This window comes from Promicromonospora sp. NPDC059942, assembly GCF_042731755.1.
Classification (GTDB): domain Bacteria; phylum Actinomycetota; class Actinomycetes; order Actinomycetales; family Cellulomonadaceae; genus Promicromonospora.
This window is the reverse complement of record NZ_JBHWLR010000016.1, coordinates 91,865-111,544: the sequence shown is the minus strand read 5'-3', so window position 1 is coordinate 111,544 and position 19,680 is coordinate 91,865. Positions and strand designations below refer to the sequence as shown.

Here is a 19,680-nt window from a genome sequence, read left to right as displayed (position 1 = left end):
GGGGGGAGGGGGGGGGGGGGGGGAAGGTGGGGGGGAAAAAAGGCCGGTGGAGGTGGGGGGGGGGGGGGGGGAGCGCGGGTCGAGAGGGGGAAACAAGCACAAACCCAGCACTGCGACCACTGCTTCACTCGATGGCGGTCATCTGTACTGTCACTCCTCGTCCGGTACACGTCCCGCGGCAGTTGCGACCAGCATGCTGAGTTCACGGCGCCGCCGGATCAGCAACGCACCGATACCGAGCAGGAGCAGTGTGGCCGTCACCAGCGTGGCCACGTCAGCCCCGGTCGAGGCCAGGGGGCCGGAGTCGTTCCCACCACCAGAGCCGGAGCCGCCGGTAGAGCCCGTGCCGGCGCCGTCACCATCTCCCCCGCTCGCGGACGTCGGGACGACCTTGAACTGAGCGGCCGCCGAGTCCCCGATGGTCGTGCTGGTGGCGATACCGATGTGCGTCCCCGTCGCGAGGTCAGACGGGACCGTGAACGTCCACCGGACCGTGCCGGAGTCGTCCGCGGCGACCGCCGGCAGCCGCAGCGACGTCGAACGGACCGTCCCGACCACCATCTCGCCCGGCTCGAAGCCCGAGGCGTAGAAGGTCTGGCTGGACCCCGGTGCCACCGTGTCCTCCTCGAACCACGCGCTCAGGGTTCGGGCACCAGGCCCGGCCACCGTGATCGGCACCTCGGCACCATCGCTGCCATCCTCCGGCTCAGCCACGATGACGTGCACGCCGGGCTCGGCGTCCTGCGGGACGGTGATCGTGGCGGTGAACCCGCACGACTCGTCCGGCAGCACCGTGACCGGCTCGCCGACCGGCTCGCCCGCGGCGTCCGTCAGGGTGACCGTCACCTCGACGCCGGCCGGGAAGCCCGTACCGGTGACCGTCACCTCGCCGCCCGGCTCGACGGTGGTCGGGTCGGCGACCAGCGTCGGGTCGGTGCACTCCTCGCCCGGACCCGCTCCGGTGGCCACGACGAGCGCGGCCTCAGCCGGGGTACCGGTCGTGTCGTCCGTGGCGACCACGGTGTAGTCGCCGGGCTCGGCGTCCTCGGGCACGGCGAGGTCGGTCGTGAAGGCACCGGTCTCGTCGGTGTCCACGGTGACGGGGTCACCGACGGGGTCGCCGTCGGCGTCCGTGAGCTGCACCGTGGCAGTCGCGACCGGCGTGAAGCCCTCACCGGTCACCGTCGTCGTGCCACCGGGGGCGACCTCCGACGGGGCGACCGTGATCGCCGGCGCGACGTCCGCGCCTTCGACGGTCAGAGGTGCGGTCGCACCCTCGCTGCCGTCCTCGGGCTCCGCCACGACCTCGTAGTCACCCGGATCGGTCCCCTCGGGGATCGGGTACGGGGTGGCGAACGAGCAGGTCTCGTCCGGCGTGACCAGGACGGGCTCGCCCACCGGGTTGCCGTCGGCGTCCGTGAGCTGCACCGTCACGTCGACACCGGCCGGGAAGCCGGTGCCGACCACCGTGACATCCGTGCCCGCCGGAGCGGACGACGGGGTCACCGTGAGCGCGGGCGCCGACTCGCACTGCTCGGCCGCGGTGATCACGGTCAGCGGCGCCTCGGCAGGTGTACCCGTCGTGTCGTCGGTAGCGACCAGCGTGAAGTCACCCGGCTCGGCGTCCTCCGGCACCACCAGCGGCGTCGTGAAACCACCGTCGGCGTCCGTGTCGACCTGGACCGGGTCGCCGACCGGGTTACCGTCGGCGTCGGTGAGCTGGACCGTCGCGGTGCTGTCCGGCGTGAAGCCCTCGCCCGTGACCGTCGTCGTGCCGCCCGGGGCGACCTCCGACGGGGCCACCGTGATCGTCGGGTCGATCGCGGCCGCCGGGTCCAGGACCACCAGGTCGTCGGTAGCGAACACGTCGGTCGAGAAGTCCGTGCCCGTGCCCACGTAGTCCGTTGGAGCAGAGTCCTCCGGCAGCGTCACCACGTACTCGAAACCGCCCTCCTCGTCCGTCGGGATGTCGCCCGCGGTGTAAAGGACGCCCAGGTCGCTTGCGATCTCCAGGTCCACCGTCGAGTCCGGCGTGTACCCAGCACCCGTCACGGTGACCTCGTCACCCGGGTACGCCTCGGACGGGTCGACCGTCAGGGTCGGCTCCAACGGCAGGACCGTCAGGTCCGTGTCCGCAGTCAGATCCTCGGCGTCCGTACCCGTGACGACGTACGCCGTCGGGTACGAGTCGGCGGGCAGCATCACCACGTGCTCGAAGCCACCCTCCTCGTCCGTCGGGATCGCGCTGGCCGTGTACAGCACGCCCAGGTCGCTCACGATCTCCAGGTCCACCGTCGAGTCCGGCGTGTAGCCGGTACCGGTGACTGTGACTTCCTCGCTCGCGTGGGCCTCGGCCGGGTCCACGGTGATCGCTGGACCGTCGCCCGCGCCCTCGACGGTCAGAGGTGCGGTCGCACCCTCGCTGCCGTCCTCGGGCTCGGCCACGACCTCGTAGTCACCCGGCTCCGCGTCCTCCGGGACCGAGTACGGCGTGGAGAACGAGCAGGTCTCGTCCGGGGTCACCACGACCGGCTCGCCCACGGGGTTGCCGTCGGCGTCCGTGAGCTGCACCGTTACGTCGACACCGGCCGGGAAGCCCGTGCCGACCACCGTGACGTCCTCGCCCGCGGGGGTCGAGCTCGGCGTCACCGTGATCGCCGGGGCCGACTCGCACTGCTCGGCCCCCGTGATCACGGTCAGCGGCGCCTCGGCCGGGGTGCCGGTGGTGTCGTCGGTGCCGACGACGGTGAAGTCGCCCGGCTCGGCGTCGTCTGGCACCACGAGGGGCGTCGTAAAGGCACCGTTCTCGTCGGTGTCGACGGCGACCGGGTCACCGACGGGGTTGCCGTCGACGTCCGTGAGCTGGACCGTGGCGGTGCTGTCCGGCGTGAAGCCCTCACCGGTCACCGTCGTCGTGCCTCCCGGGGCGACCTCCGACGGGGCTACCGTGATCGCCGGTTCGATCGCTGCGGCGGGGGTCACCGCCAGCGGAGCCTCCGCGGGGGTGCCCGTCGCATCGTCCGTGCCGACCACCGTGTAGTCGCCCGGTTCGGCGTCCTGCGGGACGCACAGCTCGGTGGTGAAGGCACCGTTCTCGTCAGTGTCGACGGTGATCGAGTCACCCACCGGGTCGCCGTCCGCGTCCGTCAGCTGAACGGTCGCGGTCGAGCTCGGCGTGTAGGCCGTGCCCGAGACCTCCGTGCACTCACCGGGGGCCACCTCGGTCGGGTCGACCGTCAGCTCCGGCGTGACTACCGGGACGTCGGTCACCGTCAGCGGAGCCTCCGCCGGGGTGCCCGTGGTGTCGTCCGTGCCGACTACGGTGTAGTCGCCCGGCTCTGCGTCCTCCGGCACCACCAGCGGCGTCGTGAAGCCGCCCTCGGCGTCGGTGTCGACCGTGACCGGGTCGCCCACGGGGTTGCCGTCGGCGTCCGTGAGCTGCACCGTCACCGTGGCATCGGGCGTGTAGCCCGCGCCGGTCACCGTGGTGGTGCCGCCCGGCGCGACCTCCGCCGGGTCCGCTGTCAGCGTCGGGGCGATGGCTGCGAGGTCGCAGGCGTCGACGCGCACGCCGGCGTTGCCGAGCCCGATGCGGCCGGCGTCGGCCGACTGGACCAGGCCCAGGCTGAGCGCGGACACCTCGACCTGGCCGAGCAGCTCGTCGCCGCCCGCCGTGGTGCAGGTCGCCGTCTCCTGGTGGTTGATCTGCAGAGAGACGAACTGGACCAGCACGTCGAACACGGGCGACAGCGCGGCGCCGATGGTCGACGTGATGCCAGACTTGAGGTCGTTGATCAGCAGGTCGAAGATCTGGTCGCCCTCGTCGCTGATGACGAGGTCGTAGACCGTGCCGAAGATCGGCGCCGCGGCGTTGCCGAGGCCGTTGATCGTCGTGGCCAGCAGGGTGCCGGTGATCGCCTGCGTCCCCGTGCTGTTGTTCACGACCTGCGGGAAGTTGCCATTGACAGCGTCCGCCAGCGGCACCGACCACGAGACGTCGAGGGTGCCGAGCGGGGACTCGTCGAAGAACGCGATGTTGATCGTCACCGCGTTCAGGGAGTCCTCGATCGCGCCGATCATGATGCGCGTGGCCTCCTGCATGATCTCGTGCACGCCCTCGGCGATCTGCGGGTACGTCTGGTCGTCCAGCACCTCGTAGTTGGGCGCCAGGCCGTTCATGCCGACGTCATCACCGCCGCCCCAGGGGTCGTTGCCCTCGACCAGGTGCTCCAGGTGGATCTGCAGCTCACCGGTCGAGAAGTCGATGGTCACGAGCTGGTTCGCCGAGGTGATCGGTTCCCCGACCACGGACTGGAACAGCGTCTCCTGCATGTTCGAGTCCACCGTGACCGTCGGCTCCGGGATGCCCGGGACGGCCGACAGGAGCGCGGTCAGCTCCGACACGTCGAAGGTGTCGTTGACCAGCGTCTCGATCTGCGAGTCGACGGCGCCGCCGATGTCGAAGATCGTGGCCGCGGCGTCCTCCACGACGGGTGAGTGGAGCAGCAGCGTGCCGTCGCCGAGCCGGTACTGGCCCGGGCCGGTCACTCCGCCGTCGGGGTCGAGGATCACGCCGTCCTCGGCGGTGACCTCCGCGGCCAGGGCACCGAGCTCGATCGTGAGCTGGTCGACCACCGCGTCCGAGATGCCGTCGACGCCGGCGAGCCGGGCCAGCGACAGGACGTCGATGCTGGCCGTGCCGAACGCGTCCTCCGCTCCGTCGAGCGTGACGCCGCCGTCGGCGCCCAGCAGACCGGATACGGCGTGCGCGTCGGCCGGGCCGGACGCCTCGCTCGTGCTGGCGAGGGCGCCGATCTGCCCGAAGTCGAGGAACTGGTCCACCGGGAGCTGGAGGTCACCGAGCGCGAGCACCTGCGAGCCCAGGACATCAACGTCCAGGTTCTCGGTGTTCGGGCCCGGGTTGCTCGCTGACCCCGCGTCGGACGTCGCCGCGCCTAGCAGCGCCTGCTGCATCAGCTCGGCCGCCAGCACGCTGGCCGCGGCCTCTGCCGGCTCGTCCGGGTAGTTGTCCACGGCCGCGGCGGGGAGGCCGGCTGTCGTGGCGATCAGTGCTGAGGCGGCAACCACGGCGAGTCCACGGCGCCACCTCGCGCCACCTCGCCTCCTGGTACGGCCTGTCGGAACATGCGTCGGAATCACGAAGATCACTCCTCACGTTCGCGCGTCTAGTGACGGCGTCTGGGGACTGCAGGCCGCGACGAGGATGCTGCGGGCCCGGTCTCAGAAGACACACGTTTCCGGGGTGCCTGCCACGCGTAATGGACAATCGTGCATGCGCGCACAGCAATGCATCGACAGTTGCGCCGATGCAATCGAGGACATTCCGGAACGCCATTACCACGGCGATTCAGCTGAGAGCACGGAGTGACCAGAAAACCAAGAACAAGAGCGGGTGAAAAATTCCCTCTGGCCCTCCGGCCCGTCAATGAAACGGATCCGCGCCGCCACGCCGCCGTCCAGATCAGCCGCTCACTCCGATCTCTCGCACAATTCACCCGATGCCATATGCTCCCCACTGCAAGCTCCCGTGAGCATTCAAGAGCTCTTCTGGAAAGGAGCAGAAGGTGGAGCCAGAAAACAAACCGGTGGAATCGGCGCCCCCAGGTTTCCCCGGGTGGGCTCCTTCCGCGGGCAGCAGTGGGACGGACCGTGTCGTCCACGGACGAGACCGGGAGCTGCGAGTTATCGGAGCATTCGCGACAGACCTGGACACGGCCACCCTGGTCGTGAGCGGTCTCAGCGGTATCGGCAAGAGCGCCACGGTGCTGGCAGCGCTGCGCCGGATCGACCTGCGAGCGTCGGCCGTGCGCGTCGTACGCTCCGCCTCTTCGCGTCCGTACGCGCACGGCCTGGCAGGCCGGGGCGGCATAGACCTGGGAAAGCAAACCAGGCCCACGGCCTCCGGGCCGGGTTACGAGGTCGACCCGGTCGGCCTCCTGGAGGCAGTCTCGGCCGGCATCGAAATCGCACCGACCGGCACCCGAGTGTTGTTCATCGACGACCTCGAGGTGCTCTCACCGATCCGTGCCGCCTGGCTGCTGCGCCTGGGCGAGGCCGCGTACGAGCGTGGCTGGCGAATCATGGCCGCCGTCCGCCAGGCCGCTCCAACCAGCCTGCCCGACGACATCGAAAGACTCGCGGTAGGCCCACTCGACGAACCGTCACTGCGCCTCGTGCTGGCCGACGAGCTCAGCCTGCCGATCGCCGCAGACGTCGTGAGCCGCCTTCACCGATGGAGCGCCGGGAACCCGCGGATAGCGCTCGAGCTCGCCCACGGACTCAGCCCAGCCCAGCAGCGCGGCGACATCGAGTGGCCGGGTCCGCAGTCCGCCGGCCCCGCTGCCAGGCGCGCATACCGGTACCTGCTCGACGGGTCTGGCACAACAACCGACGACGCGACAGTCAGCCACCCCCTGCTTGCCCTGGTACACGACGAGCTCTCCGCGACACCCACCGACGAAGCGGGCCGGTCCACGTTCGCCGGGTCCGCGACCGTCGCCGAGGCCATATGGGAGGGCCTGCACCTGGACGATGTTGCCCAGGCGTCCAGGGCGGGCGCTGAGCCGCGCGCGGCCGCCCGCGCGGTAGGCGTGACGCTCCTGACCGGATCCATCTGGGCCGAGAACGGTACCGGCCGGTGGACACCGCCCGCGGCCGACGCCGAATGGACCGACCACCTTTGGTGGCGCGACCCGACGGGCGTCGCCCTTTCTACCCGCGCTGCCGGAGCACGAGCGGCCGCCGCGCTGATCGAGCTCGAGCATGCCGGGCGGCTCACCGACCCCGCCGCTCTCCGCGCCGACCTCGGCCTCATCGGCACCGTACCCGAACCGCACTGGGTGGGTTTGTGCGTCCAGGTGCGTGGCCGCCTGCTGCTGGGCGACGTGTCGGGTGCACGTCTGGTCCTGGAGAAGCAGTCCGGGATCGCCGAGGGCAGGTCGGTCGCTGAGCTGGTTGCCAGAGACCTTGCGGCGGCCAGGGTCGCGATGTTCGAGGGCCGTGCCATGGACGCCCGGACCCACCTCGTCCGCGCGACGGACCTGCGGCCCAGCGTCCAGGACTGGCTTCCGGTACGGGGGCTACGCGTGGCCACGACAGCAATGCTCGACGGCAAGCCGCCCGTCACGGAGCTGCCGAGCCAAACCGGGGCCTGGTCGACCCGAGCGCTGGGCGAGTTCGCCGTCGACCTCGGCCTGGCACACCTGGCCGTCGGACACATGAAGCACGCAGCCGAGCTCCTCACGACCGGGCTCGAACGCTGCGCCTGGCCCTACCGGGGCCGAGCGCAGGTACGGGCCGACCTGGTCGAGTCGGTCGCGGCCCACGACCCGACTCCCGAAGCACGCATCCTTCAGGTTCGATGGCTGCTAGACCCGCCTGTGTCCCTCGAGGAACGCGCTGACGCTGACGCCGACACCGCCCACGAACGGATGCTGGCCATCCTGGACAGCGGTACCGGGCGCAACACCATCGACGAGTGGTTGCCCGTATCGCTGTCCCCGATCTCGCCGTGGCAGCGTCTGCGAACGCTGATCGCCTACGGCAGGCACACCCTGACTCATGGCGAGCGCAACAACGCTGAGGCAGCACTCCGGGATGCGCGAGCCCTCGCTCGGGTGACCGGCCTGCCCGGCTGGGACCGAGCAATCGATGCTTACCTCTCGGACCACGGAGCGCGAGACGAACGCAGCTGGGACGAGCTGAGCGAAGACGAGGTTGGGCTCGTCCGGCTGGCGCTGCGCGGTGCGACCAATGCGCAGATCGCTGAGATCGCCTACGTCTCAGTTCGTACGGTCGCCAACCGCTTCCGCCAGATCTATGCGGTGTTGCGGGTAAGGGACCGACGAGAGCTGACCGAGACAGCACGTTCGCACCCCCCGAAGTGGCTCGCCGACGAGACGTGAGCCGTGCTGATGACCTCGCGGGGCCGTCAGTCCGCCCGGTCCGCTGCCGTGACCTGCTCGGCGGGCTCCGATGCGCGCCGGATGAGCCGGTAGCCGAGCAGTCCGAGCCAGGCCAGCAGGGCGACCACCGCCACTACCAGGTACTCGATGAGCGGAACGCGCACGATCTCGCTCAGGTCGGCCAGCGAACGGCTGTAGTACACCGCGAAGGCGCTGGCCAGGTACAGCGCCGCCAACACCCAGCGGGTGCGCGCGGACAGGCCGAGCCCGTGCATCTGGGTGATGACGAAGACGCCGAGGAAGCCGAACAGGAACATCGGCCACATCCCGTCGGGGCCGGAGTTCATCACCGCGACCAGGGTGCCGTGCACGACCACGACCAGCTCCAGGGTCAGCGTCCACCAGCGGTTGGTGTGCGTGCGGGTGAGGAAGAGGCTTCCCTGCAGCAGGAGCAGGAACATGTAGACGAAGCCGATCAGGTGGCCGCTCGTGCTCTCCATCGGGTGGTACCAGAACGTGTACACCGCGGCCCAGCTGAACAGGTAACCGTGGTACTTCCGGAAGAACCGCACGATCTCCTTCGAGATCGGCGCGGGGCGGCCGAAGAACATGCCACGCCGCCTGTTCTCCATGATCAGGACGACGATCAGCAGCGCGATCACCGAGCCCTGCGAGGTGAAGATCGAGACGTCCTGGGCGATCCCGTCGTAGAACACCTGGGTCTGCACCTCGTGCAGCACGATGAAGACGAGGTTCCCGGCCAGGGCGACGACGTTGATCGGGTGCAGCCCGGAGGTGTAGCGCCGGACATGCCGCTGCGCGTAGTAGATGAGGCCCCAGAAGAACAGCTGGTGGGCGATGTACCCGGTCCACGCGCTCGCCCTGGTCCAGAACGTGGGCTCGGGCAGCTTCCAGTAGTACCAGGAGGCGCCCTGGTCCGGCAGCAGCTCGACGTCGAGCCACTGCCCGCCCAGCCAGACACCGCCCGTGAGCAGCAGACATACCGGAATTCCCCAGCCGAGCACGCTACGTGGACTGTTCAGCGTGCCGCCGACCACCCGGCGGGCACTGCGGCGGTGGAGCCGGCGTGCACCAGTCGCCGGGACGGTTGGACGCGTAGGGCTTTCGGGACGGGATTGCTTGGGCGCGTCAGGCGTGGAAGGCATGGATCAACTCCGCATGTCCAGTAAGTAATACGGCCACCGTACCATTTTGGAGCAGCGTGACATGATGACGCTGCCCGCAGAGATGAAGGGGGCGACCTTGATTCACCTGCTCCGGAACCTCCATGACGCCCTCGGCGCAGCGACCGCAGCCCTAGCTCATCGCTTGCAGCTCAGCGCCACGGACGCCGCGGCCGTCGAGCACATCTCACTGTCCGACAAGCCGGTGGGCCCTGGGGAGCTCGCGGCCAGACTGGCCATCACACGGTCCTCCGCCACCGAGGTCGTCGACCGCCTCGTCGCGGCCGGACACATCGACCGTGTGCGTGACGAGGCCGATCGCCGCCGAATCCGCTTGGAACCGACCGAGTCCGCCCGCACCCGAGTGCGCGAGGAGCTCGGGCCACTGGTGGAGGCGATCGCTGCCGCCGCCGAACCGTTCTCGCCTGCCGAGCACGAAGTCATCGAGAAATTTCTCAACGCGGTGACCAGCGCGTACTACGCGTACGCGGAGGCGTCGGACTCGACGGCGCAGAGACCACATGGGCGGTCTTGACTGCGACGGGAAAGCTTGGGTCGAACCGGCCTCCAACTGCGGGCGGCGGCGCGCCGCGTTCTCGCTATCCGGGCCGCTGAGCACCTCGGGTGCCCGTGTCGCATCACCTGACCTGCACCCCCTACCCGCGCAATCTCTCAGCCATCTGACCCAGATGAGGGGCCAGGCTGCCGGTGTCAGCACCGCATCGGATCAAGAGGGCTGAAGGCCACGCGCGCACCGACGCCGTCCTGATGACCGCCACGGGATGCGCCAACCACTGGGAAACCACCCAGCGGCGCGCGAGGGCAATGTTCCGCCTGATCAGCCCCTCGGAACGGCACGCCTGGACGACGCCTCCCCGGCCGACCGCCGGGTGATCCGGTGGTTCGTCCACCACTGGCTGATCGCCGTCGCGCTCTTCGGTCCACTAGCTAGAGTAAGAAGGCAAGCGAGTGCACATCTTGCTCCTGACTCGTCCGTCCCGTTCAAATCTTGACATGATTCCTGCGTGACAACGCTAGGCACCCTACTCGACGACTTTATGTTCAGATCCGCTTCCGAGACAGACCGCGATCGGAAATTCGAGGATCTGGTGAGGGAATTCCTCACGGCCGATACTCGTTGGTCGGCGGAGTTCGACCAGGTGTGGGCGTGGGACCAGTGGCCGGAAGGCGACGGCGAAAAGACCGCGGTCGATCTTGTCGCCCACCAGCAGGATACGGACGGTCTGATAGCAGTACGGTGCGTTTTCCATGACCCAGATTCGCCGCTGCCGAAGGAGGACGTCGAGGGATTTCTCTCGGCGTCGGACAAAGCCCCGTTCACCGGACGGCTCGTCGTCGCGACCACCGACGATTGGGACAGCGACGCCGACGCCGCGATCGCGGACCAGGCCGTCCCAGTCAGAAAGATCAGCCTGACCGACCTGCTGAGCTCGTCGGTCGACTGGACCGCGTTCGAGCCCGACACCCTGGTGTCCACGAACTAAACCTGAGCATTGCCCTTTCCGCGCTGCGCTCCGACGCTCGATCCCAAACATCGCTCGGCGGCCAGAACGCGCGGATTGTCCCAGTCGCAGGAAACGATCCAACTGCCCCAGAGCCTGCCGTGCAGGAGTTCCACCGGGCAGTTCGCCGTGTCGCGACCACACACCCACGACCATTTGAAGGACCCCCCATGCTGGCGACCGTCATGCCATCATCCGCCGTCGACCACGAGCCCGGAACGGTGGCCCACTCAGGCTCGGGCCAGAGGCCCACCCTCGCCGCGCCGTCGGATCCCGCGAAGTACCACGCGATCCTCGATCACACGCCGCTTCCCCCAGCCCAGAACGGTCCCGGAATGAGCGTGCTGCGCGGGGCTGCCGTCGACGTCGGTCATCACTGGGCATTCTTCGACGACCTTGCAACGGCTGCGGGCTTCGCCCGTGCTGGGCACATGTCGAACATGGCGCCGTCATGGGACTTGTTCGAGGCTGCGGAGATCCGCGCCTATTGCCAGGCGCATGCCCGTGACGAACTCACACTGCTACTCGGCCGCCAGGTCTACGAACGGGCGGAGATGTACCAGCTGATCAAGCGTTTCGCGGTGTCCGCGGCCGGCGACGCCGCAGCGCTGAGCTGAGCTGCTGGCGCCTGCCGCAGGCCTCGGACAGAGTCGGAAGCCACTCGGGTCGATCGGCCAGGGCACCCTCGACCGGCTCCACGGAGTCTGAGCTCCACGAGCCCGCAGATCTGGCGGAAACGGTTGGCCGGCTGCCATCGACGGGCTGCGCGCCGACCACGGCGCGGCACTCCCCCACGGGTGAGAAGTGCCGCGCCGGCCGTTCCAACGCGTCGGCTTTAGTCGGGTCGGAGCCCGTTCAGAACTCCACACAACCGCTCGACGCCCCGGCCCGGCGCACGGAACGGTTCAAGGAGATCGGCGAACCGGGACCAGAAGAGCTCGACATACTCCGCCGGCACACACCCGACGTCGCGACACGCTCCCTCCGCCACCAGGCCACGCCCGGCTCCGCCACCCACGGATCAGGACGACGGTTCAGGAGGCCACGGTGATCGCAAACGGCGCGAGACCGCGTGCCGCGATGAGATCTGGGACGGCCAGGATCATAGCTTCCGGGCCGCGGGCGGTACGGATGTCGCCCAGGTCAAGGATCGAGCCAGGAGTCCACCCGAGGTCTTGCAAAAGCCCGGTGACGGTGGCCTTGGCATCGGCATGGTCGCCGGAGACGAACACCGTCGCGGGCGTGCTCAGACTGCCGGGGTTCGCCATGACCGTGAACAGCATGGTGTTGAGCGTCTTGACGACCTTCGTGTCGGGGAGTGCCGCCTGAAGCATCTCCCCAAGGCTCGAGCCCGGATAGGTCAGCGTCCCTGGCAGCCCGTTCAGGCCACGCTCGACCGCGTTGCTGACATCGACGAGTATCTTGCCGGCAAGTTCCTCGCGTACTGCGGAGAGACGCTCCAGGGAGGTCTCGCCCGGGGTCGCGTTGAACACGACGTCGGCGCCCACCACTGCCTCACCGATGCTGGTGCAGACCATCGGTTCGACGAGCCAGTCACGGGTCCTGGTCTGGTCCCGCACGCCGATGGTGACCTGGTGCCCCTGTTCGACGAGTGCGGTGGCGAGGCTGGAGGCGACGCGCCCGGCGCCGAGGATGGCAATTCGCGACATGGAGGATGTTCCTTCTCTCTGGTTTGGTGACTCAGGCGTGCGGGGCAAGGATGCTGACCGCTTCCGCGTGCAGCTGGTGCGTGGTGGCGAGAAAGCCTGTGCTGTCGAGCGTCCACGGCCCGCCCTCCAGGTCCGAGACGACCCCGCCGGCCTCACTGACGAGCAGTGCACCCGACACGAGGCCGGACCGGACGGCGCTGTGCTGCCAGAAGAGGTCCGTGCGTCCGGCCGCGACCTGGATGAGCTGGAGCGTCGCGGGGACAGAGAGACGCAGCACCAGTCCCGCATCGAGCATCGCCTCGGTGGACCGGGCGATCTTCGCGAACGTATCGCTGGTCTCGCGCGGCGAGGCCTGCCCGGAGCCGACCAGAGCGGCATCGAGGCTCGTCTTCACCGACGGGGTGATCCGCTGCCCGTTGAGGAATGCTCCGCCGCCGCGAACCGCGGTGTAGAAGTCCCCGGTCAGCGGAAGGTGCACGACGGTGACAGCGGGGACGTTGTCGCGCACGAGGGTGGCAGTCACGCCCCAGTCCGCCATACCGTGGATGTGGTTGATGTTGCCCTCCACGGGGTCGGTGATCCACCACTCCCCGTCCGGCAGCGCACCACTCTCCAGCTCGTCCTCCGCCCACCCTGCTTCCGGCCGCAGCGCGGTCAGGGCGGGCCGCATCGCGTCCAGGGACGCACGGTCGTTCGCGTAGATCCCTTCGACGACGTCGTCGCGGGTCAGGAACTCGGGCTTGGTCTCGAAGCGCTGCACCAGCACCGCACCGGCGGCGGCAAGCGCGGCCTGGATACCCGGAACCAATGTGGCGTCCTGGACAGCGTTGACGTTGGCATCGCTCAGCGTGGAGATCGTGGTCATGATCTGGGCCTCTCTCAAAAGGAAACTGTCGGTGTGTTCCTGCTGGCTCAATTCAAGAGCGACCACGTCATGATGTCCAATGCATGTATTGCATCTGTACTATTACCTGCATGCAACTGGATATGAACCTCCTTGCCGCCCTCGACGTCCTCCTCGAGGAGGGCAGCGTGACCGGTGCCGCCGACCGCCTGCATCTTTCTCAGCCCGCGATGAGCCGGACACTCGCGAGGATCCGAAGGTCGACCGGGGACCAGATCCTGGTGCGATCGGGGCGGACCATGGTGCCCACGCCGTATGCGCTGAATGTGCGCGACCAGGTGCATCAGCTTGCCGAGCAGGTGCGCGCGGTCCTCACGCCACACCATGACCTCGAGCTCGACAGGCTGGCCACGACGTTCACGTACCGGTGCCACGACGCCATCACCAGCGCGCTCGCGCCGAGGCTGATCCGGCGGGTGAGTGCGGAAGCGCCCGGCGTGCGGATCCGGTTCCTCGCCGAGTCCAGCACCGACATGGACGGGCTCCGGACCGGGCGCACGGACATCGAGATCGGCTCGTCCGCCGGCACCACCGCAGACATGGAGTCGCAGACTGTCACAGCCAGCCGCTTCGTCGTCGTGATGCGCAACGGCCACCCTCTGGCTGGCATGCCGATGACCGCTGAGCAGTACGCGGCAGCCACACATATCAATGTCTCGCGGCGTGGACGATTCGCCGATCCTGTCGACGACGCCCTCGACGAGCTGGGCCTTGCACGCACGGTGATCGCCACCGCCCCCACGAGCACCGCCGCCCTGCGGATCGTGCAGACCACAGACAGTCTGACGGCGGTTCCTGAGCGGATCTGCCAGCAGGACATCGACGCCCTCGGCCTCGCGACCGCGCCCCTGCCGCTCTCGATCCCCGCGCTCCCGCTCACCATCAGCTGGCACACCCGCAACAGCGGCGACCCCGCACACCGATGGCTGCGCGAGACGACTGTCAGCGAGCTGACCGGAATAGGGACCACGACAACCGGGACGGCGTCCTCCTAGACGACTCGTCCAGGCGTGACGGTCAGTCGCCATGTCGCGCCCGGCGCCGGACACGGTGCAGTCGCCCTCACCATGCCCGGCCTGGCTGCCGGCGACGATCCGCAGAGCCCGTGCCTCGCAGACGCCGTCGAGCACCTGGGCGGCGCGGTGGAACAGCGGGACGCGTCCGATGTGGCGCTGGTGGCCCCCTACCTTCTGGCCAAACGAGACCAGGCCCTTGTAGCGCCCGGGAGAAGCTCGCCGCGCGGAGCGACACCGAGCCGGCGATCAGCCGATCCTCACGGACGACGTCGCCACGGCGCTGCGGAGCGCCACCGGCGGCTGACCGCCGTGTGCGCGTCAGCGGGCCGGCGTGCGGGCACGGAGTATTCCCCAGCCGACCAACAGACCGGCAAGGATGGTCAGAACGACCGCGGACAGCGTGACGGCATCGCGGAACTGTCCGGTCTGGGTGGCCGTCCAGTCCTGGGCGGTAATGCTGCCGGTGAACACGGCTGCGAGGATCGTGCCGGCCACGGCGATCCCGATGCCGGTGGTGAGCTCGCCCGCCGTGTCGATCAGCGCGGCTCCGATCGTCGTGCGGTCGGCGGGCAGGCCGCGCATGACGTTGTTGCCGGCCACGACTCCCACGATGCGCATGCCTGCGGCGACAAGCACGAGGGCGAGCGCTATCCAGGCGTATGCGAGGCGCCCGAGGACGGCGTAGACCGCCAGCCCGCCCACGACGACGGCCGCGCTCACCCAGGCCGCCCGTTCCAGGCCGAGCCACCTGACCAGCGGGCCGATCACCGCTCCGCCGGCGATCAGGACAACTACCTGCGGCAGCAGGCCAAGAGCCGCCTGCGCCGGCGTCCATCCCCAGTCGAGCTGAAGCTGCAGGGTGACCAGGTAGCTGAGCCCGGCAACTGCCAGACCGGCCGCAGCCTTGAACGCCAGCCCGCCGGCGACCAGCGGGCGCCCGAGCAGAGCGAGGTCGAGCAGAGGATGCGCGGCGGCCCGCTGCCGCCAGACGAACAGAAGCCCCGCACAGGCCGCTCCCGCGGTCGCCGCCCACGGCAGCCAGGAGCCGACACCGTTCTCGACGAACACAGTGGGTGCCAGCAGGGCGAGCACCACGGCGGTGCTGCCGAACAGGGCTCCGCTCACGTCGATCGGCTCGGCGTGCAGTTCGTCCGGCTGGTCGGCAGGCACGCCGAGGCGGATGCAGACCAGTGCGATCACGGCGATCGGGACGTTCACCAGGAGCAGCGCCTGCCACGGGGCGAAGCCGAGCACGAACCCACCCGTGGTCGGCCCCGCCGCAAGCCCAACGAGACCGACGGTCGAGATCAGGGTGATAGCCCGCAGCCGCAGCTGCTCATCAGCGAACAGCCGATATGCCAGGGCCATCGAGCCCGGGGTCGTCATCGCAGCCGCGACGCCAGTCATGACCCGCACGGCGATCAGCTGTCCGGTCGTGCTCACGAACGCAGTCGCGAGGCTGGCCAGCGCGAGCAGCACCAGACCGATCAGCATGACCTTTCGGCGACCGAAACGGTCGGCGACTGCGCTCAGTGCGATCATCAGACCGCCGAACACCACGGCGTAGGAGCTGGTCACCCACTGCAACTCCGTGGTCGACGCGCCCAGCTCGCGACCGATGGTGGGCAGTGCCACGTTCAGGACCGAGCTGTCCAGCATCTCGAACAAGAACACGGCGGACAGGCCCGAGAGCGCGACCCAGGCGGCGCCCAGCGAAACTGGCCAGTGCTGGTGACCGGCCTGCTGCGGCCGGGACTCGGAGGTGGATCGTGGACGGTGGTCGCTCATGGGCGCACTCCTCGTTACGAGAGAAGTGGCGGCTCAGCGACCCGCGTGCGCGCACGACATTGGTGTCGTGTTTCTACCTCTGATGCTCGTGAGGCTACCAGGCTCCGAGCCGCTTCGGGGATGCGTCGGAGCGACGCCGACACCGCGATCTCGGACCAGGCCGTCCCGGTCAGAGAGGTGGTCCTCGTCGACCAGCGCTGGGCCGCTGACGAACCATGGCGCATCATCTCGTCTGGGATGCGTCGCCCATCGCGCGGTCGCGCGTGCGGGAGTAGTTCGTAGTGGTCGGATTCCTTCGGACGCTGCCTGTACTTGATGATTGCGTCTCGGATTCACGGGGCCGTCAGGTGTGGTTCAGTCTGCGGACACCGATGTTTGCGAGGTTGGCTGCGCTTCCGCATGCCCGGGAGCTTTCCTGCCCGGCCTTGAGGAGTCCCTCGTTGAACGACCACCGCACCACCGATCTCGCCACTTCGCCAATCGCCTCCCGACGCGGCTTCCTGCTCGGAGCCGGAACCGCCGGGGCTGGTCTGGTGGCTGGATCAGGTGCCACTGGCGCGAGCGCCGCTCCTGTCCGTCCTCGCCCCCAGCGGGGTGGCGTCGTCTGGCTCGCTGGCGACCATCACCTTCACAGCCAGTACAGCAACGATGCGATGTACCGCATCGACGACCAAGCAGCCCGCGCTGTGGCCGGCGGGCTGGACTGGATTGTCATCACCGACCACGGCAACGCGGCGTTCGCTGCCCACAGCATCGCACCGCAGCGTCGGGACATCCTGGCGGCCAGAGAGCGGCACGGCGAGGACCTGCTCATCTTCAACGGCCTGGAGTGGAACATCCCTGGCGGTGAGCACACCACGTTCATGATGGCGCCCGGAACGGGCGAGCCGCGGGCACTCCAAGAGCTGGTGAACAAGTTTGACGCGCTCGTGGTCGACGCACGTGACGGCACCCCTGAGAACAAGGCGCTGGCGCTCGACGCGCTGAAGCATATCGCCGCCGCCGTGCGTTCGGGGCGGCTCGCGGACGCACTGGTCTTGCCCAACCACCCGGCGCGAAAAGGTATCGACGGTCCTGCCGAGCTGCGCGCCTGGCAGGACGCGGCGCCGAACGTCGTCATCGGGTTCGAGGGTGCGCCCGGCCATCAGGCGGCGGGTCTTCCCGCGCCTGGCATGGCGCGCGGGCGCGGTTTGTACGACAGCAGCCCGGGTCAGTACTCCTTTCCGGGGTACCCCGAGGAGAGCTACCGAACGTGGGGCGGGTTCGATTGGATGACCGCCACGGTCGGCGGCGTGTGGGACTCGTTGCTGTCCGAGGGCCGCCGGTGGTGGATCACCACCACGTCGGACGGCCACCAGGGCTGCGGCGACTGGGTCAAGAACCCCGTCGATCAGCTCGACCAGGCCGCCTACGACAAGACTCCCTACAACGAGGGCGGAGACACATTCCAGTCCACAGGTGTCTACCCGCCGCCGGTCGGCGCAGGCCGGCCGGTCGCCGAGTACAGCTCTTTCCCGCCCGGCGCGTACAACAAGACGTGGGTCGGAGCGAAAGACTTCAGCCACCGCGCGGTGATCGACGCGATGAGGGCTGGTCGGATGTGGGTCTGCTTCGGCGATCTGATCACCGGGTTGGACGTCCAGCTCAGGACGAAGACCCGCGGCATCCCACGTCGGCATGCCACCCTCGGCGAGGAACTGGTCGTGGCGGCCGGCACAGAGGTCGAGCTGATCGTGACCCTTGATCTGGCGGCGAGCGTCAACTACGCCGGGCTCCTGCCCCAGCTGGCCCGCGTGGACCTGATCCGCGGCCGGGTGTCCGCCCCCGTCGCCGACCCCGACGCTCTTTACGCACCGGAGACCAGGGTGGTCCACTCGTGGGACACCGTGGGGAAGTCCGGACCAGTGACCCTGACCCACCGCTTCATGGCCGAGCACGACGGCTACGTCCGGCTCCGCGGTACGGACGGCAAGCGCAGCCAGCCGGGCTACCTCGGCGAGCACGTGGACCCGGCCGGGCCGGCGCAGGATGTCCCCGGGGCAGTCAATCCCTGGGAGGACCTCTGGTTCTACAGCAACCCGATCTTCCTCAAGGTCGAGTAGGAACGCACCACGGCCCGACCCTGGTCTCAGCACTGTCGAGCCGATCGGCACAGTGACCACCGAGCCCCCCGCCTCGGAGATCAGCCCGGTTGTTCGGAGTGAGCGTGTTGGCCTTCCGCGGTGAGGATGGTGAGAATCTCGACCGGTTTCGATCCATGTGCCCCGATGGCGTGGGGCAACATGGTCGAGAACTCAGCAGCGTTGCCTTGTTCGACAACGATGATTCGTTCCCCCAGGCGCAACGCAGCGGTTCCGGTGAGAACGGTGAACCAGTCCCTGCCGGGGTGCACACCTGCCTCCTCGAGCGAGGGTACGGGGGTCGCGATCCGCATCTTCGCGACGGTGAGCCCTCCGGGGGTTCGGGAGCTGGCGAGCGTCCACATGGTCATGCCGCGCCGTTCATCCTGCTGGGGCCGTATCACGACGTCCTCGTCGTTGGGTGATTCGGTGAGCTGATCGATGGTGGTGTCGAGCGCCCGCGCAAGTGGGACGAGTTGGTCGAGAGCGATGCGTCGAGCTCCGGTCTCAATGCGGCTGAGGTTGGACGGGCTGAGGTAAGCGCGTTCAGCGAGCGCGTCGAGCGACCACCCTCGAGCGAGCCGCAGCGCTCGGATCCGCTGCCTGACGAGTCGGTCGACGTTCAGTTCTTGCTCCATAGGCAAGAGTCTATGCCCCTCAAGCATGACGCCTCTACGCTGGAGGCATGGCCTTTCACGCACATCAACTCGACACGCAGGCTCTGCTTCCACAGCTGCTGGAGCTGGATGCCGAAGTCCATGCAGGCCTCATGGAGAACGCGCTGGATGTCGTCGCGAACCGAGCCCGTGCGCATGAGGTGCGGTCGGTGTTGGATGCGGGGGCAGGGACGGGGGCGGCCACATTTCAGCTGGCGGGCCGGTTCCCGGACGCCCAGGTCGTCGCCGTGGACACCGACCCGGCGATGACACGGCTGGTGCAGGCCCGCGCAGCCACCGAGGGTGCGGACCAAGTTGTCGCAGCGACTCGAGACATCCTCTCCCCCGGCCTTGCTCCAGACTCGGTCGATCTGGTGTGGTCGTCGTCGGTATTCCACGAGCTCAAGGATCCGGACGCCGTGCTCACCGGCTTGTTCGGGCTGCTGCGCCCCGGCGGGGTGCTTGCGGTGATCGAGATGGACACGTCACCTCGGCTCCTTCCCGACGGGTACGCAGAGCTCGAGTCTCGCCTGAGGCAGTCTGCAGGCGCGGACCTGCCCTCGCCGGACTGGACCACTTCGATCCGGCTGGCGGGATTCGACCTGGAAACCGTGCGCGTTCTCACCAGTGACCAAGATCTGCCTGCCGATGGGCCGGGCGGTGCCTATGCGAGGCTCGAGCTTCAGCGCCTCGCGTTGCATGCCGGGCACCGGTTGAGCGACGCGGACAGGAGTGTGTTGACCGCCCTGTACACCGGTCAAAGCCCTGAAACGTTCCCCGCGCGGGTCCGTCTCCGAGGCGCCCGAACACTGTGGGTCGCCCGCCGCCCGTAAGGCACGCAACTCCTTCTTCCTCGGCGATCGTCGCCCCACACCATTCACACCTTCATCAGGA

At 68.7% G+C, this 19,680-nt stretch carries 13 protein-coding genes; 7 read left to right on the top strand and 6 right to left on the bottom strand.

Translation table 11 applies throughout. The features are described 5' to 3' along the window. Positions 1-150: 150 nt before the first annotated feature. Entirely contained in the window at positions 151-5,088 is a 4,938-nt protein-coding gene (locus tag ACFV9Q_RS22810) for a choice-of-anchor G family protein (protein ID WP_377236298.1), read from the bottom strand. Positions 5,089-5,747: 659 nt separating this feature from the next. Between ACFV9Q_RS22810 and ACFV9Q_RS22805 the strand changes: the two genes are divergently transcribed. Continuing rightward, the gene (locus ACFV9Q_RS22805; RefSeq protein ID WP_377236297.1) at positions 5,748-7,925 is read left to right on the top strand and encodes a helix-turn-helix transcriptional regulator; all 2,178 of its coding nucleotides are present in this window, start codon (positions 5,748-5,750) and stop codon (positions 7,923-7,925) included. Positions 7,926-7,951: 26 nt separating this feature from the next. On the opposite strand, the gene ACFV9Q_RS22800 is transcribed toward ACFV9Q_RS22805, so the two are convergent. Continuing rightward, positions 7,952-8,950, bottom strand: coding sequence for a hypothetical protein (locus tag ACFV9Q_RS22800; protein WP_377236296.1), 999 nt, complete (start codon positions 8,948-8,950; stop codon positions 7,952-7,954). A gap of 202 nt (positions 8,951-9,152) precedes the next feature. On the opposite strand from ACFV9Q_RS22800, the gene ACFV9Q_RS22795 reads away from it, so the two are divergent. From ACFV9Q_RS22795 to ACFV9Q_RS22785, 3 genes are all read left to right on the top strand, one after another. Next, entirely contained in the window at positions 9,153-9,644 is a 492-nt protein-coding gene (locus ACFV9Q_RS22795) for a MarR family winged helix-turn-helix transcriptional regulator (RefSeq protein ID WP_377236295.1), read from the top strand. Between the two features lie 490 nt (positions 9,645-10,134). Next, positions 10,135-10,614 (top strand): hypothetical protein, encoded by a 480-nt coding sequence (locus ACFV9Q_RS22790; RefSeq protein WP_377236294.1) that lies wholly within the window; start codon positions 10,135-10,137, stop codon positions 10,612-10,614. Positions 10,615-10,802: 188 nt separating this feature from the next. After that, positions 10,803-11,249 carry a hypothetical protein gene (locus ACFV9Q_RS22785; RefSeq protein ID WP_377236293.1) on the top strand — a complete coding sequence of 149 codons (447 nt, stop codon included), beginning with the start codon at positions 10,803-10,805 and terminating at the stop codon, positions 11,247-11,249. Between the two features lie 417 nt (positions 11,250-11,666). Here ACFV9Q_RS22785 and ACFV9Q_RS22780 read toward each other — a convergent pair whose 3' ends face one another. Together ACFV9Q_RS22780 and ACFV9Q_RS22775 are read right to left on the bottom strand one after the other, a co-directional pair. Next, positions 11,667-12,302: an NADPH-dependent F420 reductase gene (locus ACFV9Q_RS22780; RefSeq protein WP_377236292.1), complete on the bottom strand. Its 636-nt coding sequence runs from the start codon at positions 12,300-12,302 to the stop codon at positions 11,667-11,669. A 31-nt stretch (positions 12,303-12,333) separates the two neighbouring features. Continuing rightward, positions 12,334-13,167, bottom strand: coding sequence for an inositol monophosphatase family protein (locus ACFV9Q_RS22775; protein ID WP_377236291.1), 834 nt, complete (start codon positions 13,165-13,167; stop codon positions 12,334-12,336). Positions 13,168-13,277: 110 nt separating this feature from the next. Between ACFV9Q_RS22775 and ACFV9Q_RS22770 the strand changes: the two genes are divergently transcribed. After that, on the top strand, positions 13,278-14,201 hold the full coding sequence (locus ACFV9Q_RS22770) for a LysR family transcriptional regulator (RefSeq protein WP_377236290.1): 924 nt from the start codon (positions 13,278-13,280) through the stop codon (positions 14,199-14,201). Between the two features lie 339 nt (positions 14,202-14,540). Here the strand turns inward: ACFV9Q_RS22770 and ACFV9Q_RS22765 are convergent, their stop codons facing one another. After that, a complete protein-coding gene (locus ACFV9Q_RS22765; protein WP_377236289.1) occupies positions 14,541-16,010 on the bottom strand; it encodes an MFS transporter in 1,470 nt (489 codons plus the stop codon). Between the two features lie 440 nt (positions 16,011-16,450). On the opposite strand from ACFV9Q_RS22765, the gene ACFV9Q_RS22760 reads away from it, so the two are divergent. Continuing rightward, positions 16,451-18,112, top strand: a complete 1,662-nt coding sequence (locus ACFV9Q_RS22760) for a PHP domain-containing protein (protein ID WP_377236288.1) — start codon at positions 16,451-16,453, stop codon at positions 18,110-18,112. 80 nt (positions 18,113-18,192) lie between these two features. Here the strand turns inward: ACFV9Q_RS22760 and ACFV9Q_RS22755 are convergent, their stop codons facing one another. Beyond that, a complete protein-coding gene (locus tag ACFV9Q_RS22755; RefSeq protein WP_377236287.1) occupies positions 18,193-18,768 on the bottom strand; it encodes a helix-turn-helix domain-containing protein in 576 nt (191 codons plus the stop codon). A 47-nt stretch (positions 18,769-18,815) separates the two neighbouring features. Here ACFV9Q_RS22755 and ACFV9Q_RS22750 point away from each other — a divergent pair, with 47 nt between their 5' ends. Continuing rightward, positions 18,816-19,619, top strand: coding sequence for a class I SAM-dependent methyltransferase (locus tag ACFV9Q_RS22750; RefSeq protein WP_377236286.1), 804 nt, complete (start codon positions 18,816-18,818; stop codon positions 19,617-19,619). Positions 19,620-19,680: the final 61 nt, after the last annotated feature.